Source organism: Streptomyces sp. NPDC090032 (assembly GCF_044748025.1).
GTDB lineage: Bacteria > Actinomycetota > Actinomycetes > Streptomycetales > Streptomycetaceae > Streptomyces.
The window spans coordinates 102,027-127,415 of the sequence record NZ_JBIVFF010000009.1; the positions used below are offsets into that span (position 1 = coordinate 102,027).

The 25,389-nt window shown below is 71.8% G+C and carries 18 protein-coding genes; 14 read left to right on the plus strand and 4 right to left on the minus strand.

Annotated elements, in window-relative coordinates:
• Positions 1 to 11 precede the first annotated feature (11 nt).
• The 9 genes from ligA to ACIPWY_RS23320 all read left to right on the plus strand — a co-directional run bounded on the left by ligA (position 12) and on the right by ACIPWY_RS23320 (position 13,368).
• Entirely contained in the window at positions 12 to 2,219 is a 2,208-nt protein-coding gene (gene ligA, locus ACIPWY_RS23280) for an NAD-dependent DNA ligase LigA (RefSeq protein ID WP_362904638.1), read from the plus strand.
• 719 nt (positions 2,220 to 2,938) lie between these two features.
• A complete protein-coding gene (locus ACIPWY_RS23285) occupies positions 2,939 to 5,182 on the plus strand; it encodes a bifunctional diguanylate cyclase/phosphodiesterase (RefSeq protein WP_362904902.1) in 2,244 nt (747 codons plus the stop codon).
• A gap of 274 nt (positions 5,183 to 5,456) precedes the next feature.
• On the plus strand, positions 5,457 to 5,753 hold the full coding sequence (gene gatC / locus ACIPWY_RS23290; protein ID WP_016642027.1) for an Asp-tRNA(Asn)/Glu-tRNA(Gln) amidotransferase subunit GatC: 297 nt from the start codon (positions 5,457 to 5,459) through the stop codon (positions 5,751 to 5,753).
• Positions 5,753 to 7,258 (plus strand): Asp-tRNA(Asn)/Glu-tRNA(Gln) amidotransferase subunit GatA, encoded by a 1,506-nt coding sequence (gene gatA / locus ACIPWY_RS23295; RefSeq protein ID WP_199842072.1) that lies wholly within the window; start codon positions 5,753 to 5,755, stop codon positions 7,256 to 7,258. The genes gatC and gatA overlap by 1 nt, the downstream gene beginning before the upstream one ends.
• Positions 7,259 to 7,263: 5 nt before the next feature.
• A complete protein-coding gene (locus tag ACIPWY_RS23300; RefSeq protein WP_356285907.1) occupies positions 7,264 to 7,497 on the plus strand; it encodes a hypothetical protein in 234 nt (77 codons plus the stop codon).
• Positions 7,498 to 7,513: 16 nt separating this feature from the next.
• Positions 7,514 to 9,025 carry an Asp-tRNA(Asn)/Glu-tRNA(Gln) amidotransferase subunit GatB gene (gene gatB / locus ACIPWY_RS23305; RefSeq protein ID WP_362904640.1) on the plus strand — a complete coding sequence of 504 codons (1,512 nt, stop codon included), beginning with the start codon at positions 7,514 to 7,516 and terminating at the stop codon, positions 9,023 to 9,025.
• 136 nt (positions 9,026 to 9,161) lie between these two features.
• A complete protein-coding gene (locus ACIPWY_RS23310; RefSeq protein ID WP_383882851.1) occupies positions 9,162 to 10,415 on the plus strand; it encodes an SLC13 family permease in 1,254 nt (417 codons plus the stop codon).
• 138 nt (positions 10,416 to 10,553) lie between these two features.
• Positions 10,554 to 12,827 (plus strand): MMPL family transporter, encoded by a 2,274-nt coding sequence (locus ACIPWY_RS23315; protein WP_393704184.1) that lies wholly within the window; start codon positions 10,554 to 10,556, stop codon positions 12,825 to 12,827.
• Positions 12,805 to 13,368, plus strand: a complete 564-nt coding sequence (locus ACIPWY_RS23320; RefSeq protein WP_362904646.1) for a GNAT family protein — start codon at positions 12,805 to 12,807, stop codon at positions 13,366 to 13,368. The genes ACIPWY_RS23315 and ACIPWY_RS23320 overlap by 23 nt, the downstream gene beginning before the upstream one ends.
• Positions 13,369 to 13,407: 39 nt before the next feature.
• Here the strand turns inward: ACIPWY_RS23320 and ACIPWY_RS23325 are convergent, their stop codons facing one another.
• Complete coding sequence (locus ACIPWY_RS23325; protein ID WP_401534767.1) at positions 13,408 to 14,370, minus strand: DUF6777 domain-containing protein; 963 nt, start codon at positions 14,368 to 14,370, stop codon at positions 13,408 to 13,410.
• A 544-nt stretch (positions 14,371 to 14,914) separates the two neighbouring features.
• On the opposite strand from ACIPWY_RS23325, the gene ACIPWY_RS23330 reads away from it, so the two are divergent.
• The gene (locus tag ACIPWY_RS23330) at positions 14,915 to 16,210 is read left to right on the plus strand and encodes a streptophobe family protein (RefSeq protein ID WP_362904650.1); all 1,296 of its coding nucleotides are present in this window, start codon (positions 14,915 to 14,917) and stop codon (positions 16,208 to 16,210) included.
• A gap of 9 nt (positions 16,211 to 16,219) precedes the next feature.
• On the opposite strand, the gene ACIPWY_RS23335 is transcribed toward ACIPWY_RS23330, so the two are convergent.
• From ACIPWY_RS23335 to ACIPWY_RS23345, 3 genes are read right to left on the minus strand one after another with little or no spacing between them, the layout of a single operon-like run.
• Positions 16,220 to 17,221, minus strand: coding sequence for a serine/threonine-protein kinase (locus tag ACIPWY_RS23335; RefSeq protein WP_362904652.1), 1,002 nt, complete (start codon positions 17,219 to 17,221; stop codon positions 16,220 to 16,222).
• Positions 17,221 to 18,018, minus strand: a complete 798-nt coding sequence (locus tag ACIPWY_RS23340; protein ID WP_362904654.1) for a hypothetical protein — start codon at positions 18,016 to 18,018, stop codon at positions 17,221 to 17,223. Before ACIPWY_RS23340 ends, ACIPWY_RS23335 begins: the two co-directional genes overlap by 1 nt.
• Positions 18,019 to 18,042: 24 nt before the next feature.
• Positions 18,043 to 20,475 carry an FHA domain-containing protein gene (locus ACIPWY_RS23345; RefSeq protein WP_401534772.1) on the minus strand — a complete coding sequence of 811 codons (2,433 nt, stop codon included), beginning with the start codon at positions 20,473 to 20,475 and terminating at the stop codon, positions 18,043 to 18,045.
• 162 nt (positions 20,476 to 20,637) lie between these two features.
• Here ACIPWY_RS23345 and ACIPWY_RS23350 point away from each other — a divergent pair, with 162 nt between their 5' ends.
• The 4 genes from ACIPWY_RS23350 to ACIPWY_RS23365 all read left to right on the plus strand — a co-directional run bounded on the left by ACIPWY_RS23350 (position 20,638) and on the right by ACIPWY_RS23365 (position 25,356).
• A complete protein-coding gene (locus tag ACIPWY_RS23350; protein ID WP_401534775.1) occupies positions 20,638 to 21,303 on the plus strand; it encodes a hypothetical protein in 666 nt (221 codons plus the stop codon).
• Positions 21,304 to 21,507: 204 nt separating this feature from the next.
• The gene (locus tag ACIPWY_RS23355) at positions 21,508 to 21,705 is read left to right on the plus strand and encodes a hypothetical protein (protein WP_362904660.1); all 198 of its coding nucleotides are present in this window, start codon (positions 21,508 to 21,510) and stop codon (positions 21,703 to 21,705) included.
• Positions 21,706 to 21,872: 167 nt separating this feature from the next.
• Positions 21,873 to 24,932, plus strand: coding sequence for an AAA family ATPase (locus ACIPWY_RS23360; RefSeq protein WP_362904662.1), 3,060 nt, complete (start codon positions 21,873 to 21,875; stop codon positions 24,930 to 24,932).
• Between the two features lie 127 nt (positions 24,933 to 25,059).
• The gene (locus ACIPWY_RS23365; RefSeq protein ID WP_393704275.1) at positions 25,060 to 25,356 is read left to right on the plus strand and encodes a DUF6191 domain-containing protein; all 297 of its coding nucleotides are present in this window, start codon (positions 25,060 to 25,062) and stop codon (positions 25,354 to 25,356) included.
• Positions 25,357 to 25,389: the final 33 nt, after the last annotated feature.

The following is a 25,389-nucleotide window of genomic DNA, read 5'->3' on the forward strand; positions in this document are numbered from 1 at the left end:
AGGACGAGACGGTGGCCGGCGAACAGCAGCACGCACAGCCCGCAGAGGTGCCCAAGACGGCACGGGAGCAGCACGCGCAGCTCGCCGAGCAGATCGAGGAGCACCGCTTCAGGTACTACGTGAAGGACCAGCCGGTCGTCAGCGACGGCGAGTTCGACAAACTCCTGCGCTCCCTGGAAGCGCTGGAGGAGCAGTACCCCGAGCTGCGCACCCCCGACTCGCCGACCCAGAAGGTCGCGGGCTCGTACGAGCCGGTGTCCACGTCGTTCACGGCCGTCGAGCACCGCGAGCGCATGCTCTCCCTCGACAACGCCTTCGACGACGCCGAGTTGGCCGCCTGGGCGGACCGCATCGCCCGGGACGTCGGCACGTCCGACTACCACTTCCTGTGCGAACTCAAGATCGACGGCCTCGCGGTCAACCTCACGTACGAGGACGGCAGGCTCACCCGCGCCGCCACCCGCGGGGACGGCCGCACCGGCGAGGACATCACGCCCAACGTGCGCACGATCGCGGAGATCCCCCACCGCCTCAAGGGCGACCGCGTCCCGGCACTCGTGGAGATCCGCGGCGAAGTCTTCTTCCCCATGGAGAAGTTCGAGGAGCTCAACGCGCGCCTGGTCGAGGCCGGCGACAAGCCCTTCGCCAACCCGCGCAACGCGGCGGCGGGTTCGCTGCGCCAGAAGGACCCCCGCGTCACCGCGACCCGCCCGCTCCACATGGTCGTGCACGGCATCGGCGCCCGCGAGGGCTTCGACATCGACCGCCTCTCCCAGGCCTACGAGCTGCTGCACGAATGGGGCCTGCCCACCGCCCGGCACAACAGGGTGGTCGACAGCATCGAGGACGTACGGGAGTTCATCGCCCACTACGGGGAGAACCGCCACTCCATCGTCGAGCACGAGATCGACGGCGCCGTCGTCAAGCTCGACGAGATCCCCCTCCAGGGCCGTCTCGGCTCCACCTCGCGCGCGCCGCGCTGGGCCATCGCCTGGAAGTACCCGCCGGAGGAGGTCAACACCAAGCTGGTCAACATCCGCGTGGGCGTCGGCCGCACCGGCCGCGTCACGCCGTACGCGCAGGTCGAGCCGGTCACCGTGGCCGGATCCGAGGTCGAGTTCGCGACCCTGCACAACCAGGACGTCGTCAAGAAGAAGGGCGTCCTCATCGGGGACACCGTCGTCCTGCGCAAGGCCGGCGACGTCATCCCCGAGATCCTCGGCCCGGTCACCGATCTGCGGGACGGCAGCGAGCGGGAGTTCGTCATGCCCGCCGAGTGCCCCGAGTGCGGCACTCCGCTGCGGCCGATGAAGGAGGGCGACATCGACCTCCGCTGCCCGAACGCCCGCTCCTGCCCGGCCCAGTTGCGCGAGCGCCTCTTCTACCTCGCGGGCCGCAAGTCCCTCGACATCGAGAACTTCGGTTACGTCGCGGCGGCTGCCCTGACCAAGCCCCTGGAACCGGCCGAGCCGGTGCTCGCCGACGAGGGCGACCTGTTCGACCTCACCATCGAGCAGCTCCTGCCCATCAGGGCGTACGTCCTCGACCAGGACAGCGGCCTGCCCAAGCGGGACCCGAAGACCGGCGAGGAGAAGATCGCCACGGTCTTCGCCAACCAGCAGGGCGAGCCCCGCAAGAACGCCCTGTCCATGCTGGAGAACATCGCGGCGGCCAAGGAACGGCCGCTCGCCCGCGTCATCACCGGCCTGTCCGTCCGCCATGTGGGCCCCGTCGCCGCCGAGGCGCTGGCCCGCGAGTTCCGCTCCATCGACCGCATCGAGCAGGCGACCGAGGAGGAGCTCGCCGCCACCGACGGCGTCGGGTCGATCATCGCCGCCTCGCTCAAGCAGTGGTTCGCGGAGGACTGGCACCGCGAGATCCTGCGCAAGTGGCGGGCCGCCGGGGTCCGGATGGAGGAGGAGGGCGCCGGCGAGGACGAGGGCCCGCGCCCGCTCGAAGGCCTCACGGTCGTCGTCACCGGAACCCTCGAGCACCACACCCGAGATGGCGCGAAAGAGGCCCTGCAGAGCAGAGGGGCCAAGGTGACGGGCTCCGTTTCCAAGAAGACCTCCTTCGTCGTAGTGGGGGACAACCCGGGCTCCAAGTACGACAAGGCGATGCAGTTGAAGGTTCCGGTTCTGAACGAGGACGGGTTCGCCGTGCTGCTCGAACAGGGGCCGGACGCGGCGGCGGACGCGGCGCTTCCGACCGAGGAGTAGCGGTTGAAGGCCACCCGTTCAGCGCATACCAGATGCATACGGGTGGCCGGGGCGCATTCGGGCAACCGTGGGCGACCGCTGCCCCTGGAAGCCTTCTGCGGCCTACTGTTGAGGGGTGCGCCTGCCGTGCCCGGCTGCGGATGGGGCATCCCGTGCCCATGACGGGCACGGGGCAGAGAACGAGGACGCGATACCGCTGACGGAAGTCGTCCGCATCGGATCGCGTGGCGTGGGCACCGCCGGCTGTGAGAGGGACGGGAATGGAACCGACCGAGAGCGCCGCTCCGGACTCACGGCTGCGCACGCGCTGGCGCGTGTGGCGAGGCTCCGCGAGCACGGCGCCCGCGCGCAGCATGCCGCGACCGGACGAGACGGACCAGTCCGCCGAGAGGGACGACGCCACCGGTGAGACGGGCCGGGGGGCCGGGCGTCCCGCGGACGACGGCCGTGGCGGTAGCGGGAGCGAGCGCGGTGGTCCGGTGAGCAGGAGCGGTGGGTGGCGCGCTGCGTTCGCGATCCGCGGCGCGGGGCGTACGCGCCGCGGCGCTGCGGCGGCCGAGAGCGGCTCGTCCGGCGCTCCGGACGGATCCGGGGCGCCCGCGCCCGGCTGGCCCGCGTCCGGTTCGAACGGCGGCGCGGGGATCGGCGCCTACGGCGTCACCGGATCCGGTGCGGCGGCGCCCGGTTGGTCCGCCCCGGGTTCGAACGGAGGGGCGGGCATCGGTGCCATCGGCGGTACCGCGTCCGGAGCGGCGGTGAGCGGCGGGACCGGCTGGACCGGGCCCGCCGCTGACGGTGGTTCCGGGTGGACGGGCGCCGACCCGGCAGACACGGGCGGCTGGCCGCGCGCGTACGGGACCTTCGGCGGGACCTACGGCGAGGAGGGGGACGGCCGGGAGCGCTCCTGGCTCGGCGCGCTGCCCATGCTGCCCCTCGCCATCGTGGCCCTCGCCGCCGCCGTGCTCGGCACCGGCTTCTACCGCGCCTTCACCGGCAGCCACGCGCTCTTCCCGTCCGGCGCCGCCGGCTGGTCCCTCGCCGTTCTGACCGGCATCATCGTCGGCCACCTCGTCGCGCTCGGCCGCGACCGCTGGTGGGGCGGCACCGGCTCCGGTGCGGCTTTAACGCTCGCGGTCCTGCTGCTCTACGGCTGGGTGCCCGCCGGCATGGTCAGCCTCACCGTCGTCGTCCTCGTCGGCATCGCCCGCCGGCACCGCTGGCGCCAGGGCATCCTGCACGGTGCGGTCGACATCATCGGGATCGGCACCGGGGCCCTCGTGCTCGCCGTGTTCGGCCAGGTCCCGTCCGTGGAGTCCCCCTGGAAGCCCGAGACCTGGACGGTCCTCAACGCCCCCGAGGTGGCGCTCGTCGCGGCCGCCTACCTCACGGTCACCCGCAGCCTGCTCTGGTCCGTCCACGCGCCGGGCACCTCAGGACTGCCGACCGTCGCCCGCACCGCCCTGCTCCGGCAGGGCCTCGTCGGCGTCGCGCTGCTCGGCATCGCCCCGCTGATCTGCGTGGTCGCGATCGCCCTGCCCGTGCTGCTGCCGCTGTTCGCCGTCCCGCTCATCGCCCTCGACTCGACGCTGTGGATCGCCCGCGCCCGGGCCGAGGAGCAGCTGCGGGACCCGCTCACCGGGCTGCCCAACCGGCAGTGGCTCCTGGAGCGGACCTGGACCGCGCTCGACGACGCCGAGCGGATCGGCGCGCGCAGCGCCCTCATGCTGATCGACCTCGACCGCTTCCGTTCGGTCAACGACACCCTCGGCCACCTCGCCGGGGACCGGCTCCTGCTCCAGATAGCCGACCGGCTCCGGATGGCCCTGCCCCGCGGGGCGGAGGTCGCACGCCTCGGCGGCGACGAGTTCGCCGTACTCCTGCCCGTGGCCGACTCCACGACGTCCGCCACCCGCGTGGCGCGCTCGCTGGTCGCCGCCCTCGGCTCCCCGCTCGACCTGGACGGACTCACCCTGGTCCTGGAGGCCAGCGCCGGGCTCGCCGTCTTCCCCGACCACGCGCTCGACGCCGAAGGCCTGCTGCGCCGCGCCGACGTCGCCATGTACCAGGCGAAGCGGGACCGCACGGGCGTAGAGGTCTACGAATCCAAGCGGGACTCCAACACCCCCGACCGCCTGGGCCTCCTCGGCGATCTGCGCCGGGCGCTCGACGCGGGCGACGTGGAGGTGCACTACCAGCCGAAGGTCCGCTTCGACGGACAGGTCGCCGGCCTTGAGGCGCTGGTGCGCTGGGTGCACCCCGAGCGCGGGAAGGTTCCGCCGGACGAGTTCATCGCCATCGCCGAGTCGTCCGGACTGATGCCCCATCTGACGGAGTACGTACTGGAGACGGCGCTCGCGCAGGTCGCGCGCTGGCGCGCCCAGGGCCTGCGCGTGCCGGTCGCGGTGAACGTGTCGCCGAGGGACGTGCACACGCCGGGATTCGCCGGCGCGGTCGCCGCGCGGCTCGCCCGGCACGGCGTCCCCCCGGGCGCCCTGCAGCTGGAGATAACCGAGCACGTCCTGCTGGAGGACCCCCAGCGCGCCGCCGACACCCTCGCCGGGCTCACCGGGCACGGCGTGAAGATGTCCCTCGACGACTTCGGCACCGGCTACTCCTCCCTCGTCCACCTGCGCCGCCTCCCCGTCAGCGAGCTGAAGATCGACCGCTCCTTCGTGGCCCGCCTCGCCGTGGACAACGAGGACGCGGAGATCGTCCGCTGCACCGTCGACCTGGCGCACTCGCTCGGCCTGCTCGTCGTCGCCGAGGGCGTCGAGGACGACGAGACCTGGGAGCGCCTGCGTGACCTCGGGTGCGACGCCGTGCAGGGCTGGCTGGTCGCCGCCGCGATGCCGCCGGACGAGACGACGGCGTGGCTGCGGGCGCGCGGGTCCCGCGGATGGCAGCGGCCCTCCGTCCTCGCCGCCGAGGCCGAGGACCAGTCGTCGGGACAGACCGTCAACTGAGCCGTGCAGGGGTGGAACGGGAAACCGTTTAACAGGCACGGCTCCCCGCCCCATAGGATTGGTGCCAGTCGTCCCATTCCCGTCTGTCGTGCGACGCCCGGCACGCACGCTCGCCGCGTTGCCGAATCGTCCACGTGGCTCCGCCACGAGGACGCTCCGGCGCCTTGCGATCGCACGCACCAGACGACGCACGACCCGCCCTTCGGGCGGACGACGGGAATGGGACGACTGGCCCCGGCCCAAACCACACTCACTCACCCCAGAGGATCGCTGCATGCCTGGCATCACGCGCGAGGAGGTCGCACACCTCGCACGGCTGGCGCGTCTGGAGCTGAAGGACGAAGAGCTCGACCACTTCGCCGGACAGCTCGACGACATCATCGGCGCGGTCGCCCGCGTCTCGGAGGTCGCCGACCAAGACGTACCGCCGACCTCCCACCCGCTCCCGCTGACGAACGTCATGCGGGCGGACGAGGTTCGTCCGTCGCTCACCCCCGAGCAGGCGCTCTCCGGCGCCCCGGCCCAGGAGCAGCAGCGTTTCAAGGTGCCGCAGATCCTGGGGGAGGACTAATCACCATGACGGACAGCAACATCATCAAGCTCACCGCCGCCGAGATCGCCTCGAAGATCGCCGCGGGCGAGCTCACGGCCGTCGAGGTCACCGAGGCCCACCTGGCCCGGATCGAGGCCGTCGACGAGAAGGTGCACGCCTTCCTGCACGTCGACCGTGAGGGTGCGCTCGCGCAGGCCCGCGCCGTCGACGCCAAGCGCGCCGCGGGCGAGAAGCTCGGCCCGCTGGCCGGCGTGCCGCTCGCGCTGAAGGACATCTTCACCACCGAGGGCATCCCGACCACGGTCGGTTCGAAGATCCTCGAAGGCTGGATCCCGCCGTACGACGCCACCCTGACGCGCAAGCTCAAGGAAGCCGACGTCGTCATCCTCGGCAAGACCAACATGGACGAGTTCGCCATGGGGTCCTCCACCGAGAACAGCGCGTACGGCCCGACGGGCAACCCGTGGGACCTCACCCGCATCCCCGGCGGCTCCGGCGGCGGTTCCTCCGCGGCCCTCGCCGCCTACGAGGCCCCGCTCGCCATCGGCACGGACACCGGCGGTTCGATCCGCCAGCCCGCGGCCGTCACCGGCACCGTCGGCGTCAAGCCGACCTACGGCGGCGTCTCGCGCTACGGCATGGTGGCGTTCTCCAGCTCCCTCGACCAGGGCGGCCCCTGCGCCCGCACGGTCCTGGACGCGGCGCTCCTGCACGAGGTCATCGCCGGCCACGACCCGCTCGACTCGACGTCCATCGACGCTCCGGTCCCGCCGGTCGTCGAGGCCGCCCGCAACGGCTCGGTCCGTGGCATGCGCGTCGGCGTCGTCAAGCAGTTCTCCGGCGAGGGCTACCAGGCCGGAGTCGTCCAGCGCTTCAACGAGTCGGTCGAGCTGCTCACGTCGCTCGGCGCCGAGATCGTCGAGCTGGACTGCCCGACCTTCGACCTGGCCCTGTCGGCGTACTACCTGATCGCGCCGTCCGAGTGCTCGTCCAACCTGGCCCGCTTCGACGCCATGCGCTACGGCCTGCGGGTCGGCGACGACGGCACGAAGTCGGCGGAGGACGTCACCGCCCTCACCCGTGAGGCCGGCTTCGGCGACGAGGTCAAGCGCCGCGTCATCCTCGGCACGTACGCGCTCAGCTCCGGCTACTACGACGCGTACTACGGCAGCGCCCAGAAGGTCCGCACCCTGATCACCCAGGAGTTCGAGCGGGCCTTCGAGCAGGTCGACGTGATCGTCTCGCCGACGACGCCGACCACCGCCTTCCCGATCGGCGAGCGCGCCGACGACCCGATGGCGATGTACCTGGCCGACGTGTGCACGATCCCGACCAACATGGCCGGCAACGCAGCCATGTCGCTGCCCTGCGGCCTCGCGCCGGAGGACGGCCTGCCGGTCGGGCTGCAGATCATCGCCCCCGCCATGAAGGACGACCGGCTGTACAAGGTCGGCGCCGCCGTCGAGGCAGCCTTCGTGGAAAAGTGGGGCCACCCGCTGCTCGAGGAGGCTCCGTCGCTGTGAGTGCCATGGCAAAGAAGGCCAAGAACTTCAAGAAGTCCAAGACCGGCGCATACGTGTCGATTGCGAGCACCGCTTTCGGCGCGATCAGTGTCGTGAAGCAGGCGAAGCTGGCCCGCAACGATCACGACACCCTGCGGCTCATCGACGCCGCGGTGTCCGCCGCCGCCATCGTTACAGGCCTGGCGATCCTCTACCGGGAGCTGAAGCGCCTGGGCGACGACGACGTCCTGCTGGGCTGAGAGGGAAAGTCTCACCGTGACCGTCACTGAACTGATGCCGTACGACGCGGCACTCGCGACGTACGACCCCGTCATGGGCCTCGAGGTCCATGTCGAGCTGGGTACGAAGACGAAGATGTTCTGCGGGTGCTCCACCGAGCTGGGCGCCGAGCCCAACTCGCAGACCTGCCCCACCTGTCTCGGCCTGCCCGGCTCGCTCCCGGTCGTCAACGCGATCGGCGTCGAGTCGGCCATCAAGATCGGCCTCGCGCTCAACTGCGAGATCGCCGACTGGTGCCGCTTCGCCCGGAAGAACTACTTCTATCCGGACATGCCGAAGAACTTTCAGACCTCCCAGTACGACGAGCCCATCGCCTTCGACGGCTACCTCGACGTACAGCTGGAGGACGGCGAGATCTTCCGCGTGGAGATCGAGCGCGCCCACATGGAGGAGGACACCGGCAAGTCGCTGCACGTCGGTGGCGCGACGGGCCGTATCCACGGCGCCTCGCACTCCCTGCTCGACTACAACCGCGCCGGCATCCCCCTCATCGAGATCGTCACCAAGCCGATCGAGGGCGCCGGGGAGCGTGCGCCGGAGGTCGCGAAGGCGTACGTCGCCGAACTGCGCGAGGTCATCAAGGCGCTCGACGTCTCCGAGGCCCGGATGGACAAGGGCCAGATGCGCTGCGACGTGAACCTGTCGCTGCGCACCAGCCCCGATGCGCCCTTCGGTACCCGCTCGGAGACGAAGAACGTCAACTCGCTGCGTTCCGTCGAGCGCGCCGCCCGTTACGAGATCCAGCGGCACGCCGCTGTCCTGTCGTCCGGCGGCACGATCGTGCAGGAGACCCGTCACTTCCACGAGGAGGACGGCTCCACCACGGCGGGCCGCATCAAGGACAACGCCGAGGACTACCGCTACTTCCCCGAGCCGGACCTGGTGCCGGTGGCGCCCGCCCGCGCCTGGGTGGAGGAGCTGCGCGCGGAGCTGCCCGAGATGCCGCGCGTGCGCCGCAACCGGCTGCGCGAGGAGTGGGGCGTCTCCGAGCACGACATGCAGTCCATCCTCAACGCCGGCGCGGTCGACCCGATCGTCGCCACGATCGAGGCGGGCGCGGACTCCGCCTCCGCCCGCAAGTGGTGGATGGGCGAGCTCGCCCGTAACGCCAACGAGTCGGGCACCGCGCTCGACGAGCTGCCCATCACCCCGGCCCAGGTGGCCCGGGTGGCGGCGCTCGTCTCCGCCGGTGACCTCAACGACAAGCTGGCGCGCCAGGTCATCGAGGGTGTCCTCGCGGGCGAGGGTGACCCGGACACGGTCGTCGAGAAGCGCGGCCTGAAGGTCGTCTCGGACGAGGGCGCGCTGTCCACTGCCGTGGATGACGCGATCGCGGGCAACGCGGGCATCGCGGACAAGATCCGCGGTGGCAAGGTCCAGGCGGTCGGTGCGCTGGTCGGCGCCGTCATGAAGGCCACCCGTGGCCAGGCGGACGCGGCGCGCGTCAAGGAGCTCATCCTGGAGAAGCTGGGCGTCTCCGACGGCTGAGGGTTCCTGCGGGGGCTGAGGGGTTCCTGCGGGGGCTCCGCCCCCGTACCGCCGCGTTCTTTGGCCTCAAACGCCGGCCGGGCTGAGATGCCCGGCCGGCGTTTGCCGTGGGGAGTACGAATCCTGGAGCAGCACCTTGAGCACCATCCCCGCCGAATTCCTCTCCGTCGCCCTCCTCCTGTGCATCCTCGGCTTCGCCGTGGTGCGTCCCCGGCAGCTGCCGGAGGCCGTCGTCGCCGTGCCCGCCGCGGCGGTCGTCGTGGCGGTCGGCGCGGTGTCGCCCGCGCACGCGTGGGCCGAGACGCGGGAGCTGCTGCCGGTCGTCGGATTCCTCGCGGCCGTCCTGGTGCTGGCTCAGCTCTGCGCCGACGAGGGCCTGTTCAAAGCCGCGGGTGACGCGATCGCGCGCGCCTGCAAGGGCAGTCCGCGCCGCATGCTCGGCGGGGTCTTCGCCGCGGCCGCCGTGATCACGGCCGTACTGAGCCTGGACGCCACCGTCGTGCTGCTCACGCCGGTCGTCCTCGCCACGGCCCGCCGGATCGGCGCGAGGCCGCGCCCGCACGTCTACGCGAGCGCCCACCTCGCCAACTCCGCCTCGCTGCTCCTGCCGGTCTCGAACCTCACCAACCTGCTCGCCTTCACCGCGAGCGGACTCACCTTCGCGCGGTTCGCGGGGCTCATGGCCCTGCCGTGGCTGGGCGCGATCGCCGTCGAGTACGCGGTGTTCCGGCGGTACTTCGCCGCCGACCTGGCGGCGCCCGCGCACGAGCCGGACGCCGAGGAACCGCCGGGCCTGCCGGTGTTCACCCTGACCGTCCTCGCCCTGACACTCGTGGGCTTCGTCGTCACCTCGTTCGCCGGGATCGACCCGCTGTGGGCGGCGATCGCCGGCACGGCCGTCCTCGCGGCGCGGGCGCTCGGGCAGCGGCGCACGACCCCGTTCGCGCTCGTGAAGTCGGCGCACCCGTACTTCTGCCTCTTCGTCCTCGCGCTCGGGATCGTGGTCAAGGCGGTCGTCGACAACGGGCTCGGGGACGGCATCGACCGGCTGCTTCCCGCGGGCTCGTCGCTGCCCGCGCTGCTCGCCGTCGCCGGGGTCGCGGCCCTGCTCGCCAACCTGATCAACAACCTTCCGGCCGTCCTCGCGCTGCTCCCCGTGGCGGCGGCCGCGGGTCCGGGACCGGTTCTCGCGGTGCTCATCGGCGTCAACCTCGGCCCCAACCTCACGTATGTGGGCTCGCTCGCCACGCTCCTGTGGCGCCGCATCGTCCATGCCCACGACGTGCATCCCGAGCTCGGTGACTTCACGCGGCTCGGCGTGCTCACGGTCCCGGCGACGCTGGTGGTGTCAACGGTCGCGCTCTGGGCGGGACTTCAGGTGCTCGGCTGACTCAGCTGACACTCGGCTTGTGAGTAAGGCCACGAAAGAGACAAAAGATCACTTCTTGCTGTAAGAGTGGTTTGCCATTGCTCATGTGTCTTTGCGGGCCGTTCCCGGTGAAGATCCACGAACCCTGGGAGCACGTCCGTGGCAGCACTCGCACGATGGTGCGCACGGCACCGCCTCGTAGTCGTCCTGCTGTGGCTCCTCGCCCTCGGCGGCACGAGCGCGGCAGCGGCCGTCGCGGGCTCTTCGTACTCGAACGACTACGAGGCGCCGGGCACCGAGTCGGGACGCGCCGCCCAGCTCCTGAACGACGGCTTCCCCGGCCTCGGCGGCGACAGCGACACCGTCGTGTGGCACACGGACGGCAGCATGGTCCGCGCCGCCGACGTGAAAGAGCGCATGACCCGCACGCTCGACAGGATCGAGCACCTGCCCGGCATCGCCGCCGTCACCGGCCCGTACGACCAGCAGGGCACCGGACAGATAAGCGCCGACGGACGCACCGCCTACGCCACGGTCACCTTCCACGAGCAGTCCGACGACGTCGCCAAGTCGGACGCGCAGCGCCTCGTCGACACCGCCAGGGCCGCCGAGAGGAACGCCCCCGACGGACTGCGGGTCGAACTCGGCGGCAGCGCCGTGGCCCTGACCGAGCCCGCCCAGGGCCATGTCGCCGAGATCGTCGGCGTCGTGGTCGCCGCCGCCGTGCTGCTCGTCGCCTTCGGCTCCCTCGCGGCCAGTGCCCTGCCGATCGCCACGGCGCTCGTCAGCGTGGGCACCGCTGCCTCCGCCATCGTGCTCCTCGGTCATGTGATGACCGTCGCCGACTTCGCCCCGATGCTCGGCATGCTCGTCGGCCTCGGCGTCGGGATCGACTACGCGCTGTTCATCGTGACCAGGCACCGGCGCGGCCTGAAACAGGGCCTGTCCGTGAACGAGGCCGCCGAGCGCGCCGTCGCCACCACCGGACGCGCCGTCGTCTTCGCCGGCGCAACCGTCTGCATCGCGCTCCTCGGCATGCTGATCCTGCGCCTCAGCTTCCTCAACGGCGTCGCGATCGCCGCGTCCCTGACCGTGCTCCTCACCGTCGCCGCGTCCGTCACCCTGCTGCCCGCGCTCCTGTCGTTCATCGGCATGCGCGCACTCAGCGGGCGCCAGCGACGCAGACTCTCCGAACACGGGCCCGAACCGGAGCTGCCGACCGGACTCGCCGCCCGCTGGGCCGTCTTCGTGGAGCGCCACCCCCGTCTCCTCGGCGGCCTCGCCCTCGGCGTGATCACTGTGCTCTCGGTGCCCACGTTCTTCCTGCACCTGGGCACGTCCGACCAGGGCAACAACGCGTCGTCGTCCACGACCAGACAGGCCTACGACCTCCTGGCCGACGGTTTCGGGCCGGGCGTGAACGGGCCGCTGACCCTCGTCACCCCCATAGACGGCGCCGGCGACCAGGTGGCCGTGAGCCGTCTCGAGTCCATGATCGGCTCGGCCGAGGGCGTCTCCTCCGTGACCCCGGCGACGTACAACGACAGCGGCACCGCCGCCTTCCTGACCGTCGTGCCGAAGTCCGCGCCGCAGTCCCAGAAGACCAGCGAGCTCGTCGACCGACTGCGCACCGACACCATCCCGGAGGCCGAGAAGGGCACGTCGCTCGACGTGCAGCTCGGCGGAGTCACCGCCAGCTACGACGACTTCGCCGACGTCATCATCGGCAAACTGCCGCTGTTCGTGGGCGTCGTCATCGGGCTCGGCTGCGTCCTGCTGCTCCTGGCCTTCCGCTCGATCGGCATCCCCCTCAAGGCCGCCGCGATGAACGTCGCGGCGGTCGCCTCGGCCTTCGGCGTGGTCGTCGCGATCTTCCAGTGGGGCTGGGGCGGCGAGATGCTCGGCCTCGGCAGAGCGGGCCCGATCGAGCCCTTCCTCCCCGTGATCATGGTGTCGGTGCTGTTCGGGCTCTCGATGGACTACCAGGTGTTCCTGGTCAGCCGCATGTACGAGGAGTGGCTGGAGAGCCGCGACAACCGGCGGGCCGTCCGCGTCGGGCTCGCCGAGACCAGCCGCGTCATCAACTCCGCGGCCGTCATCATGATTTCGGTCTTCCTGGCCTTCGTCCTCAGCGGTGACCGCGTCATCGCGATGTTCGGCATCGCGCTGGCCGCCGCCGTCGCCCTCGACGCGTTCGTCCTGCGCACGCTCCTGGTGCCCGCTCTCATGCACATGCTCGGCGGCGCCAACTGGTGGCTGCCGAAGTGGCTGGACCGCCGGCTGCCCCGCATCAGCATCGAGCTGCCCGAGCGCCGCGAGGCGCATGCGAGTATTTCCGGACAGCGCCCGGCCTCGGACGACGCGCTGCTGGACGTACTGGTGAAGGCCCGAGCCGAGGAGCACAAGCGCGATGTACACGATCTCCCTGGGTGACGACGGCGCGGAGCTGCGGCCCCTTGAGACGTGGCACGCCGAGCAGTTCCTCGCCCATCTGGAGCGCGGGCGCGAGTTCATCGGGCAGCACATCGCGTTCGGCTCGGACATCAAGGACGTCGCCTCCGCCCGGGACCTGCTCAAGTCCTATGCCGACAAGCGCGCCGCCGACAGCGGAAGCCTGCACGGGCTCTGGCTGGACGGGACGCTCGTCGGCGGCCTGCTCTTCCGGATCTTCGACGCGGAGGGCGGCAACTGCGAGATCGGCTGCTGGCTCGAGCCTGCCGCCTCCGGACGCGGCCTCGTCACGCGCGGCGCCCGTGTCCTCATCGACTGGGCGGTCCACGAACGCGGCATCCACCGCGTGGAATGGGTCGCCTCCTCCGAGAACGGGCCCAGCCTGAACGTGGCGCGCCGGCTCGGCATGCGGCGGGACGGGGTGCTGCGCGAGGCGGGCTCGCACAACGGCGTCAAGCAGGATCTTGAGGTGTGGTCGGTGCTCGCGCCGGAGTGGCTCGCGCGTGAGGCCGTCTGTCGCTGATTGTCGCCGTCTGCCGCTGTCTGCCCAGGTAGGGCCGCACTAGCTCGCCGGTTGTGAGGCGGGTGACTTCGGGGCCGGGGACTTCGCGCCCGACGGCGGGGCCGGAGACGATCCGGTCGCCCCGGACGAGGGTGGTTGCGACGACTGGGACGGCTCGGAGGACGGGGACGACTGCTGTGACTGAGACTGCGACGAGCCGGACGACGGGGCTTTCGAGGCAGCCGAGGGAGAGGGCGGGGTGCGCGGCGTGGTCCTCATGTCGCCTGCGCCCGTGGTGCCCGCGTTCCGCGTGAACCAGCCCTCGGTCTCCGGGTCGTACATCACGAACCTGTTCACCGGCTGCGCCGCCGGCGACACGACGACCGCGTCCGACGACTTGTAACCGGACCAGGCCTTGCCCTCACGCTTCACCGACCCCTGCAGGGGCACCGGCGCGAGCAGCGGATTCCCGCACGAGCACCGCACGCGCGGCTCGCCGCGGTCGTTCACGAGCACGGCCGTGCCGGACTGGAGAACCGACTGGAACGTGGTCGCGGCGCCGTTGCGGAAGCCGTGATTGGTGACCCGTGTGTCGAGGCGGAGCTGAACCGGTGTCAGTGACCGCAGATAGGCGGGGACTCCGGACGGGTCGATACCGAGGACCGAGGCGAACGCCTTGTTCTTGTCCGGCTCCGCCCCCAGCGCGGAGATCTGCTTCTCCACGTCACAGCTGGAGACGTTGCGGGTGCCGCCGTACAGACCGGGGGCGGAGCCCTCGACTCCCCGGACGATGTTCGCGCCCTGAGACGAGGCGTCCCCGGACGGGCTCGGCAGCGTGGTCGGAGCCGTCGCGGTGGCACCCTTGTGGGTGCTCGACGCGGTGTACGGGTCGGGGCCGGACGAGTCGGCGCTCTGGAGGAAGAGCTCACCGCCGGCCGTGGTTCCGCCGCCCCCACCGCCGCCGGAGCTGGTGAGGACGATGGTGAGGACCACCGCGGCGACGATCAGGACGCCGAGCCCCACGAGCTTCTTGGGCGTGAACCGCCACCAGGGGCGATCGGGTCCCGGTCCCTCGGGGCGCGGGGTCTGACTCGGCGGGGGCGGGCTGCCGGGGGGCGGAGTGTCGCCGGGACCGCCGCCGCCCGTCCCGCCGGGGCCACCGCCGCCCGTTCTGCCGGAGCCGGCGCCCGAGCCGGTGCCTTCCCCGGACGGCCGGTGTTCGCCGTCACTGGGGTGCTCGGGAGGTGGCGGGGGTACGGACCCTGGCCGGGTCGGGCCCGAGAGTGGGCCGGATGGGGGGCCGGTGGGGCGGCCGGGCTCCGTCGGTCGGTCACTCACGGGCGCTTCTTCTCACCGTAGGAGGCATGGGGTGGGATGGGGAGGACCCGCCCTCTCGGTCCGGGGGCCAGGTCTCTCTGTCCCGTTACCTCCACATTGTGTGTTCCGTACTCGGACGGCTCGCAAGCCGAACCCGTACGCCTCGCAAGCCGAACGCCTACCGCTCGCAAGCCGACGCGGTCGGCCCTCCCGAGGGGCGGACCGTCGGGCGTCTGCCTAGCGTGGCCCCGTGAGTGAACAGGCATCCGACGGCCCGACCGGCACCAGGCGCAGCGCGAAACACGGCTGGGCCGCGGCCCTCGTGGCCGTGCTCGCCGGGCTCGTGGCCATGGTGGTCACGGCCGCCCTCGGCCTGTGGGCCGCGGGTGCGGCCGGGCTGCCCGGGAGCGCCTTCCCCCGAGTGGTCGCCGCCGTCGTGGTGATGGCGGCCGGCGGATCCGTCGAACTGGACGGAAACGCCGGTGACCTCGCCCGGACGCACGCCGACATCTCGGTCCTGCCCCTCTCCGTGACCCTCGCCGGAGCGCTGGTGATCGCCGCGGGCTTCCTGCGGCCCCTGCGGCACCGGGCCATCGCGAGCAGCGGCGAACTCCTCGGCTGGGCCGGGCGGGTGGCCGTGCCATGGGTGGTCGCGGTCATCGTCCTCTCGTTCCTGGCCAGGCAGGATTTCGACATCCCCGTCACGGACCCGACCGGCGGCATCATCGAGGGCGTCCTGGACGGCCCGCCCAAGGTCGGATTCCGGACGGACCTTCCCCTCACGATCCTCTTCGGCGTGCTGTGGCTCGCGGGTGTCATGATCCTCGCCGTCCTCGTGTCACGCGGCGCCCCGCTCCCCGCCCGCCTCGTCCGCTTCCAGGAGTCGGTGCGCCCGGCCGCGTACGCGATGGTCGCGCTGCTGCTCGTGTACGTGGTCCTCGGCATCGTCGTCGGGCTCGTAGTCGCCGCGACGCGCGGCCACGTGTCCGAGACGTTCGCCGTGATCCTCCTCGGCCTGCCCAACCTCGTCTGGTTCGGCTACACCATCGGCCTCGGCGCGTCCTGGGACGGCAAGGTCGACGGCCCGTTCGGTCTGCCCGTGCCGCACATCCTCGACGTCGTACTCCGTACGCCCGACATCTCCACCGTCAACGTCAGCACGCTCGCCGAGCAGGACGGCCGCATCTGGTGGTCGGTCGTGGTGGCCGCGATCCTGACGCTGGCGGCGGCGTTCGGGATGGCGCTGCGGTCACCCGCCCGTATGCGGGCGTGGCAGCACGCCGTCCACATGGCGGTGGCCCTCGTCCTGACCGTGCTCGCCATCTGCCTCCTCGCCCGCATCTCCGCGCACTACGGCCTGTCGCTCCTCGGCATCGGCGACATCGGCGGTGGGCTCGGCGGCGAGGTGTCGCTGCGCCCACACCTGTGGACCGCCCTCGGCCTCGCCGTCCTGTGGGGCCTGGTCACCGGGTTCCTCGGCGGTCTGCTCGCGTCGCGCCGCCATCGGCGCGGGGAGGTGGAGACGGCGAAGCCGGACCGGAGTTGAGCTGAGCGGCTAGCGCACGAGGCCCGTGAAGACCGGCAGCGCCCATCGCGGCGGGGCGGGCGGGGGTTCGGCGGTGGGAGACCACGCACTGATCCGGCCGTCCACCCGCGTCGGAGGATGGCTGTTCCGGACACCGCCACGCGCCGCCGCGCGCAGCGCCGCCACGAACTGGAGGCACGATTCGTAGCGGTCGTCCGGGCTCTTGGCCAGTGCCTTGGCGAGCACGGCGTCCATCGCGGCGGGGAGTTCGGGGCGCAGGCCGGTCAGGGGCGGTGGCGGGTCGAACTGGTGGGCCCACAGCAGCGCCATGTCGTCGTCGCGCTGGAACGGCGGCAGACCCGTCAGGGTCTCCTGGACGACGCAGGCGAGGCTGTAGACGTCGCACCTGCCGTCGACCGGGCGGCCGGAGATCTGCTCGGGCGCCACATAGTCGAGCGTGCCGACGAACTGGCCCACGGACGTGAATCCGGTCAGGGACAGCGACTTCTTCGTCAGGCCGAAGTCCGTGAGGTAGACGTGCTCGGGATGGTCGCTGTCCGTGCCCGCGGCGACCAGGATGTTGCCCGGCTTCACGTCCCGGTGCACCAGGTCGTGGTCGTGGGCGGCGTCGAGCGCGGACGCGACCTGCGCGGCGATCCGTACGGCCGTCCCCACGGGCAGCGGCCCCTGACGGTCGAGGAGCGCGCGAAGGTCCTGGCCCGCGACGAAGCGCATGGCGATGTAGAGGATGCCCTCGGCCTCGCCGGCCTCGAAGACCGGCACGATGTGCGGATGGTCGATGGCGGCGGCGACGCGCGACTCGTGCGTGAACCGTTTGCGGAAGGTGTCGTTACGGGCGAGTTCCGGGGCGAGCAGCTTGAGCGCGACGGTGCGTTCGAGACGCAGGTCCAAGGCCCGGTAGACGACCGCCATGCCGCCCCGGCCGATCTCGCTCTCCACGCGGTACCCGGCGATCCGCCGCCCGAGCAGATCGGACGGCCGTCCGGCGGGCAACCGCGGATCGTCAGCCATCACCGGTCACCCGGCCCCTGGGTGCTGCGCTCGCGCTCGCGCTCGGCCGCGTCGTAGCCGGTCATCTGCGCGGGGTCCACGACGCGGGTGGGTTCGGGGGACTTGGGGGTCGGGGTCCGGGTCCGGGCCGAGCTCTCGTTCGGGGTGGAGGGTGCCCCGTCGAGGGTCTCGTCCGGGCTGGGGCCGTCGGCTTTCTCGCCCGCGCCGGAGCCGTCGGCGTTCTCGTCCGGGCCCGAGTCGGCGACGCCCGTGGGTTCGGGGGCCGCGGGATGCGCGGGTTGCGCGGGCGCCGGTGTCGCCGCGCTCGGCCGTCCCGGTCCCGCCTCCGCCGCGTACGTACTCAGCTGCGTACCGTCGCAGTACACCCAGCGCTCGTGCTCGGCGTCGTACAGCCACACCGCCTCGCCGTCGACGACCATCCCCACCCGCAGCCCCTGCGTGCGGCGCCGGAACGTCTCCCCGTCGATGCGTTCCTCGGCCAGTTCCTGCGCGGCGCGCCGGTACTGGCCCGCCGCCTCCTCGACGCGCGCCATCAGCGGTCGCGGATCCGCCGTGCGGGCCATCGGCTTTCCGGCCTCCGGCGGGTCGTGCGGCACGGCGACGAGCAGACGCGCGTCGACCCATGCCGACCAGCCGTTGGCACACACGATCCGGCCCCAGTCCGCGCGCCGGTCGACCAACTCGACCGGGAGCAACGGGTCGAGGGGCTGCGTCGGCCGGGACACGTCCGGTTCCTCCCAGGCGGGCAGCCCGTCCGGGGGCACGACGTGGGTGGGGCGGAACTCCGGTGTCGCCATGGGCGCCTCTCCGCTGTCTCTCCGCTACTTCCGCATGATGGCGGGTTCGTGCCGGCGCAGCAGCCGTGCGACGGCGATCCCGAAGACGACCGAGAGCACGACCAGCATCCCCATGTTGAGCAGCCACACCCCGGCGGAGTGCTCGAACAGGGGGTCACTCGTCAGCTTCCCCGGCACGATCCGGGACAGACCGACCGTGCCCGCCATCGCGCCGAGTGCCCACCGCGACGGAACCAGCCACGACAACTGCTCGATTCCGGGCACCCCGTGCAGCTTGAGCAGCGCACCGCAGAACACGACCTGGATGATCGCGAGGAGCACCAGGAGCGGCATGGTGACCTCCTCCTTGCGCACCAGGGCGGACACGAGCAGGCCGAGCATCATCGCCGTGAACGACAGGAGCGCCACGGTGAGCGTGATCTCCACGAGCGGAGGCATCAACACCCCCTTGCCGCCCGGCGCGTTGAGGTCGACACCGACGAGCCCGACCAGCGTCAGGACGACGGCCTGAAGCACCGTGATGGTGCCGAGGACGACGACCTTGGACATCAGGTACGCGGATCTGGACAGCCCGACGGCACGTTCCCGCTGGTAGATCACCCGTTCCTTCACCAGCTCGCGCACGGCGTTGGCGGCGCCCGTGAGCACACCGCCCACACACAGAAGGAGCAGCGCGTTCATCGCCGACTCCTGGGTGAGGCGGCTGCCGGCCAGCGCACGGACCATCGCACCCATCACGAACGGCAGCGCGATCATGATGGCGAGGAAAGTCCGGTCGGCGCTCAGCGCGGCGGCGTACCGGCGTACAAGGGTCTGCAGCTGCGTGCCCCAGCTCCGCGTCCTCGGCGGCGGGGCGACCTCCGCCGACGGCGCGGCCGGCAGCCGGGGCTGCGCCGTGGAGTTCACGATGTACTGACGGTGGAACAGGGACGAGTCGTAGTCCTCCGCCCAGCCGCGGTCCCGGTCGTTCTCGAAGGCCTCGAACGCCTCCGGCCACTCCGTGAAACCGAAGAACCCGAGCGCGTCCCCCGGCGGCCCGTAGAACGCGATCTTCCCTCCGGGGGCGAGCACCAGCAGCCGGTCGCACACCTCCAGGCTGAGGACGCTGTGGGTGACGACGATGACGGTGCGCCCGTCGTCGGCGAGGTCACGCAGCATGTGCATCACCGAGCGGTCCATGCCCGGGTCGAGCCCGGACGTCGGCTCGTCGAGGAAGAGCAGGGACGGCTTCGTGAGCAGTTCGAGGGCGACGCTGACGCGCTTGCGCTGGCCGCCGGAGAGGCTGTGGATGGGCTGCGCTGCCCGCTGTTCGAGGCCCAGTTCGCGGACGACCTCGTCGACGCGCTCGCGCCGCTCGGAGCGTTCGGTGTCCTGCGGGAAGCGGAGTTCGGCCGCGTAGCCGAGGGCCCGGCGCACGGTCAGCTGGGAGTGCAGGATGTCGTCCTGCGGTACGAGTCCGATGCGCTGGCGCAGCTCCGCGTAGTCGCGGTACAGGTCGCGGCCGTCGTACAGGACCGTGCCCTGGTCGGCGGGGCGCAGTCCGGTCAGCGCGTTGAGCAGCGTGGACTTGCCCGCGCCGCTGGGGCCCACGACGGCGAGCAGACACTTCTCGCCGACCGGGAACGAGACGTGATCGAGCAGCGTCTTGCGGCCCTGGTCCACGGTGACCGCCAGGCCCTGGACGTCGAGCGAGACCTCGCCGGTGTCGACGAACTCCTGCAGCGTGTCGCCGACCAGGCAGAACGCGGAGTGGCCGATACCCACGACGTCCCCGGGCGAGACCCGGGCGCGGGAGACGGACGAGCCGTTGAGGTAGGTGCCGTTGTGCGAGCCGAGGTCGACGATCTCGTACGTGCCGTCGGGCTGCGCCCGCAGTTCCGCGTGGCGGCGCGAGACGATCAGGTCGTCGACGACGAGGTCGTTGTCGGCGCTTCGGCCGATGTGAACGGTGCGGGCGGGCAGCGGCCGCACGGTGGTCGGCTGCTTGAACGTGCCGGTCGCGCCGGGCATGGACACGGACGAGGGCCGTTCGGCGCGGCCGGGTGACGCTGCCACCTGATCGAGTACGTGATCCGGGATGTGGTCCGGCACTTGATCCGCCAGGTGATCCGTCACGGACTCGGGTACCGGTGGCTGCTCATGGTCGACCAGTACGGCGCGCGGCCCGTCGGCGGGGTGGCCGAACCTGATGACCGAGCCCGCTCCCACCCCGGACTCGTGGATGCGCCTGCCCCCGGTGTAGGTGCCGTTCGTGCTGTCCTCGTCCTCGAGGGACCAGTGGTCGGCGACGGGCCGGAGCACCGCGTGGTGCCACGAGACGCGGGCGTCGTCGATGACGATGTCGCTCAGAGGGTCGCGGCCGACGTGGTAGTCCCTGCTCGGGCTCATCACCGTGGGTCCCGCATCGGTTTCGAGCACAAGCTCGGGCGCGGTCGGGGCGACTGGCCGCTCTGCCATGTTCGAATTCTATCGATGTGTCCTGGTGTGCGCCTGATCGGCTGGATGCCCCGGCCACCCACTGGCCCCGCACAGACACCACACCGGCCCGGCACAGGCCGGACTCAGCCCGGACTCAGCTCGTTAAGAGAGCTCTCAGACTCCGTCCGTACGGTGCGGGGCATGGTTACGAAGACGGATGACGAGACGGCCGAGACCCCCGAGGCCACCACCGCTGGCGCCGCTGAGGCTGCTGCCGAGACCCCTGAGACCCCTGAGACCTCCAAGGCCCCCAAGACCATTGAGGTCACCAAGGACGCCGACAGCGCCGACACCGCTGACACCACTGACGCCATCGAGGCCGCCGACGGCACCGAAGCAGATGCGGACCTGGCGGCAGATGCGGACCTGTACGACGGGCCGTTCGCGCCCGCCGAGCCCGTGGAGAACTCCTCCGGTGCGGGGCAGGGTGCCGGCGCCGTCGTCTCCGCCGCGCTCGGCGTCGTCGCGCTCAGCGGCAGCTGGGTCGCGACCGTCGCCTCGGCCCGCGAGTCCCTGATCGGCCAGCTCCAGACCTCGCAGGGCGCGAGCGTCGCCAAGCAGGTCTCCGAGGTCTACGGCGACTCGTGGCACGCCACCGCCCTGGTCGGCGGGGCTTTCGCGCTTCTCGCGCTGATCGTCGGCGCCGTCGTCCTGGCCAGGCCCGCGTTCGGCGCCCCTGGCAGGCCGCAGGCCGTGTGGATCAAGTCGGTCGCCTGGGCGGGTGTCTCCCTCGGCGCCCTCGGTCTGCTTCTCGCCGTGGCCAAGTACACCGACATCTTGATGGCGCTCCCCTCGGCCTCTTCCTGACTCGGTTTCCTGAGTCGTTCCTCGGGGGTGCCTCAGGGTGCCTCAGGCAGGTCTGAGTACCTCTGAGGACCTCTGAGTCACGTCTAAGGCCCCCCGCACCCGGAACATGCGGCACTCTCCCGATGTGGCGGACCCCCCTGGGAGACGAGTGTTGAGGCATCGCAGAAAGCGAAGCCCACCATCACTCGCCACCAGGAGCGCCAGATGTACGAGTACGAGATCCACCAGGTCCGCGCCGCCGAACTGGTTCGCCGGGCCGAGCACAGCCGCCTGGTCCGGGAGGCCCGTGAAGCCCGCCGCGACCGGCGTGCGGAGCGCCGCGCCGCCTCTGCCGGCCAGGACGCGGAGGGGCGGGTGAGCAGTCCGCGCTCCCTCCGCTCCCGTTTCGCACGCGCGGCCTGACGATGAAGGCAGAACCGAGGGAGGGCCACGCGGGTGTGGTCCTCCCTTTCCACGCGCCTGACAGGCATCCCGACTTCCACACATCTGACAGGCGTCTCGACGCACTTGACCCGCACCCGGCTCCGCCGTCGGCGATAACGGGTGACGCTCCGTCGGACCCCTGTGCGATGCTCCCCCCTGTGGAGACCAGGTGCGTCAGCCCGGTGTTCGTCGGCCGCGCCGGCGAACTGGGCGTACTCAACAAGGCGCTCGCCCGTGCCACCACGGGGGAGCCGCAGGCCATGCTGCTCGGCGGCGAGGCGGGGGTCGGCAAGACCCGTCTCGTCGAGGAGTTCGCCCTCGCCGCACGCCGCGAGGGCGCCGTCGTCGCGCTCGGGGGATGCGTCGAGATCGGTGCGGACGGGCTTCCGTTCGCCCCCTTCTCGGCCGCCCTGCGGGCCCTTCGCCGGCTGCTGCCCGAGGAGTTCGTCGCGGCGGCCGCCGGACAGGAGACCGAACTCGCACGGCTCCTGCCCGAACTCTCCCCGGCGCCGGCCGGACGCGACGGACGCCACGACGAGGAGAGCATGGCCCGGCTCTTCGAGCTGACGGCCCGTCTCCTGGAACGCGTCGCCGCCGACCGCACCGTCCTCGTCGTCCTGGAAGACCTCCACTGGGCAGACGCCTCCACCCGCCACCTCCTCTCCTACCTCTTCCGTACGCTGCGCAGCGGCCGCCTCGTCATCGTCGCCACCTATCGCGCCGACGACGTCCACCGCCGCCACCCGCTGCGCCCGCTCCTCGCCGAACTCGACCGTCTGCGCACCGTCACCCGCCTCGAACTCGACCGGTTCAGCCGCGACGAGGTGTCCCGCCAGATCGCCGGGATCTTCGCGGCCGAGCCCGAACAGGCCCAGGTCGACGACATCTTCGAGCGCTCCGACGGAAACGCGTTCTTCGTCGAGGAACTGGCCGTCGCCACCAGCGAGGGCGGCTGCACCGGCCTGTCCGAGACGCTGCGCGACGTGCTCCTCGTCCGCGTCGAGAGCCTTCCCGACGACGCCCAGCGCGTGGCCAGGATCGTCGCCGAGGGCGGCTCCACCGTCGAGTACGCGCTGCTCGCCGCCGTCGCCCGACTCGGCGAGGACGAACTGATCGAAGCCCTGCGCGCCGCCGTCGGCGCCAACATCCTGCTCGCCACTGCCGACGGGGACGGCTACCGCTTCCGCCACTCCCTGGTCCGCGAGGCCGTCGGCGACGACCTCCTGCCGGGCGAACGCTCCCGGCTCAGCCGCCGCTACGCCGAGGCGCTCGAGGCCGACCCCTCGCTCGTCCGCGCCGACGAACGCGTCACGCGCCTCGCGAGCTACTGGTACCACGCCCACGACCCGGCCAAGGCCCTGCCCGCCGTCCTCGACGCGTCCGTCGAAGCCCGCCGCCGGCACGCCTACTCCGAGCAACTGGGGCTCCTGGAACGGGCGATGAACCTCTGGGACGAGACCCCCGAGGACATCCGCGCCGGACTGCGCCCCGTCGACTACACCGAGGTCTATCCCCCCTGCGGCTGCGATCCCGCCACCACCCCCCTGCGCTATCTCGACCTGATGGCCGAGGCCGCCGTCGCCGGCCGCCTGTGCGGCGAACGCGAACGCGCCCTGAAAATCACCAAACGCGCCCTGCGCCTCATCGACGACGCCGACGAGGAGAAGGACCCACTGCGCGCCGCCTGGTTCTGGATCCAGCGCTCCCGTCTCGTCCCGTCCCTCGGCCGCGGTGACGGCTGGGCCGAGATCGCCACCGCCCAGGAACTCGTACGCGGACTGCCGCCGTCGGAGGTGCACGCGGAAGTCCTCACCAACGTCGCCTCCTGGGGCATGCTCCACGAGCCGGGCGAAGAGACCCTGGCCGCCGCCGAACGGGCCGTCGAGTACGCCCGCATGGTCAAGGCCGAGGACATCGAGCTGAACGCGAGACTCACCCTCGGCGGCCTCCTCGTCGACGCGGGCGAGGCCGACCGAGGCTTCGCCGAGATGCACGCCGTCCGCGACCGGGTCGTCGAGATCGGTCTCGTCCCGCAGGTCGGCCGCGTCCACATCAACCTCGCCTCCGTCCTGGAGGGCGCGGGCCGCTCCCTGGAGTCCGTGACCGTCGCCGAGTCGGGCATGGACCTGTGCCGCCGGTACGGCCTCCTCGACACGGAGAGCTGGGTCCTCACCAACATGGCCGAGTCCCTCACCTCCCTGGGCCGCTGGACCGAGGCCGAGGCCGCGGTCGACACGGCACTGCGGTCCTCCGCCCTGAGCGCCAAGCCCCGCGGCACGGCCGCCACCCGTCTCGCGACCGTGGCCCTCGGCCGCGGTGACCACGCCGAGGCGGCCGCCCAGCTCGCCGCCGCCCGCGCCCACTACGGCACCCACGACACGATGCCCCAGTACGCCCTGCCCCTGTCCGCCCTCGCCGTGGGCATCGCGGCGGCCGCGGGCGGCACCCAGGGACTCCTCGACGCCCGCGCCGAACTCGCCCGCGTCGTGGCCGACGGCATCCCGCCGAGCAACCAGCGCTATGCGTGGCCCCTCCTCGTCGCGGCCGCCGTCGCCGAGGCCGACGCGCGGGGCCTGCCGGCCGCGGAGCCCGGCCGAGCCGGAGCCGTCGACCGCATCCGCACCGCTGCCAAGCGCCTGGCCACGCCCATGCCCGTGTGGCTCGCCCACGAGCAGTGGGTCCGCGCTGAGCTCCTGCGCGCCGAAGGCCGCGACACCCCTGACGACTGGTCCCATCCCCTCACCACCTTCGAATCGCTCGACCGCCCCTACGACCTCGCCCGTGTCCGCTTCCGTGCGGCGGAATCCCTCCTTGCGGCGGCCGCCACATTCGACGACGAGCGTGAGCGGGCCAAGGAACTGCTGCGGCTCGCCGGTGCTGTCGCCGACCACCTCGGAGCGCGTCCGCTCACCGAATCGGTCGCCCTCCTCGCCCAGCGCGCCCGCCTCACCCTGAACCGCGCCGCCCCACGCCCCCAGGCCCCCACCGACCCCGCCGAGGAACTCGGCCTCACCAGCCGCGAACGCGACGTCCTGCGCCTCGTCGCCGCCGGACGCAGCAACCGCCAGATAGCCGAGGAGCTCTTCATCTCCCCGAAGACGGCGAGCGTCCACGTCTCCAACATCCTCGCCAAGCTGGGCGTCGCCGGCCGCGGTGAGGCAGCCGCCCTGGCCCACCGCCTGAGGCTGTTCGCGCCGACGAGCTGAAGACCGGGGCCGGGACCTGGCCCGCCCGGATCTGCCTGGAACCGCGCCGGATCGCCACGGAGGGTGAAAATTCGCACTGTCGTACGCTGGACGGAGGTCTCGGCCACCCGGAGGCGCCGTGTTCAACATGTTCGACGAGCTGTTCTCGCCGGGCCGCAAGCACACCGACGAGGAACGCAAACGGCTGGAGCTGACTCGCGTCGACCTCAACGACGGCGATCCGGGTCGCGGCCCGATAGACCTCACCTCCGGCAAGGTCGTGGTCCGCGCCCCTGCCCAGGCCTCACCGGAGCCGACAGCCGAACCCGAACCAGTCCCTGAGCCGGACTCCGAGGCGGGGACGACCCAGAAGCCCGGCCCCGACCCGAGCCATGACTCAGCGCCCGACTCCGACCCGAGCGTCCCGTCCGACGATCAGAGCTGAGCGCGCCCCACCCCGCCGGGATCGGGCCCAGCC

Bases quoted from the DNA above. Each gene is read 5' to 3' on its own strand.
- ACIPWY_RS23300 (WP_356285907.1), top strand. From the start codon at position 7,264: ATGGCAAAGAAGGCCAAGAACTTCAAGAAGTCCAAGACCGGCGCATAC.
- ACIPWY_RS23355 (WP_362904660.1), top strand. From the start codon at position 21,508: ATGTACGAGTACGAGATCCACCAGGTCCGCGCCGCCGAACTGGTTCGC.
- ACIPWY_RS23320 (WP_362904646.1), top strand. From the start codon at position 12,805: ATGTACACGATCTCCCTGGGTGACGACGGCGCGGAGCTGCGGCCCCTT.
- ACIPWY_RS23365 (WP_393704275.1), top strand. From the start codon at position 25,060: ATGTTCGACGAGCTGTTCTCGCCGGGCCGCAAGCACACCGACGAGGAA.
- ACIPWY_RS23360 (WP_362904662.1), top strand. From the start codon at position 21,873: ATGCTCCCCCCTGTGGAGACCAGGTGCGTCAGCCCGGTGTTCGTCGGC.
- ACIPWY_RS23350 (WP_401534775.1), top strand. From the start codon at position 20,638: ATGGTTACGAAGACGGATGACGAGACGGCCGAGACCCCCGAGGCCACC.
- ACIPWY_RS23335 (WP_362904652.1), bottom strand. From the start codon at position 17,221: ATGGCTGACGATCCGCGGTTGCCCGCCGGACGGCCGTCCGATCTGCTC.
- ACIPWY_RS23340 (WP_362904654.1), bottom strand. From the start codon at position 18,018: ATGGCGACACCGGAGTTCCGCCCCACCCACGTCGTGCCCCCGGACGGG.
- ACIPWY_RS23345 (WP_401534772.1), bottom strand. From the start codon at position 20,475: ATGGCAGAGCGGCCAGTCGCCCCGACCGCGCCCGAGCTTGTGCTCGAA.
- gatC (WP_016642027.1), top strand. From the start codon at position 5,457: ATGCCTGGCATCACGCGCGAGGAGGTCGCACACCTCGCACGGCTGGCG.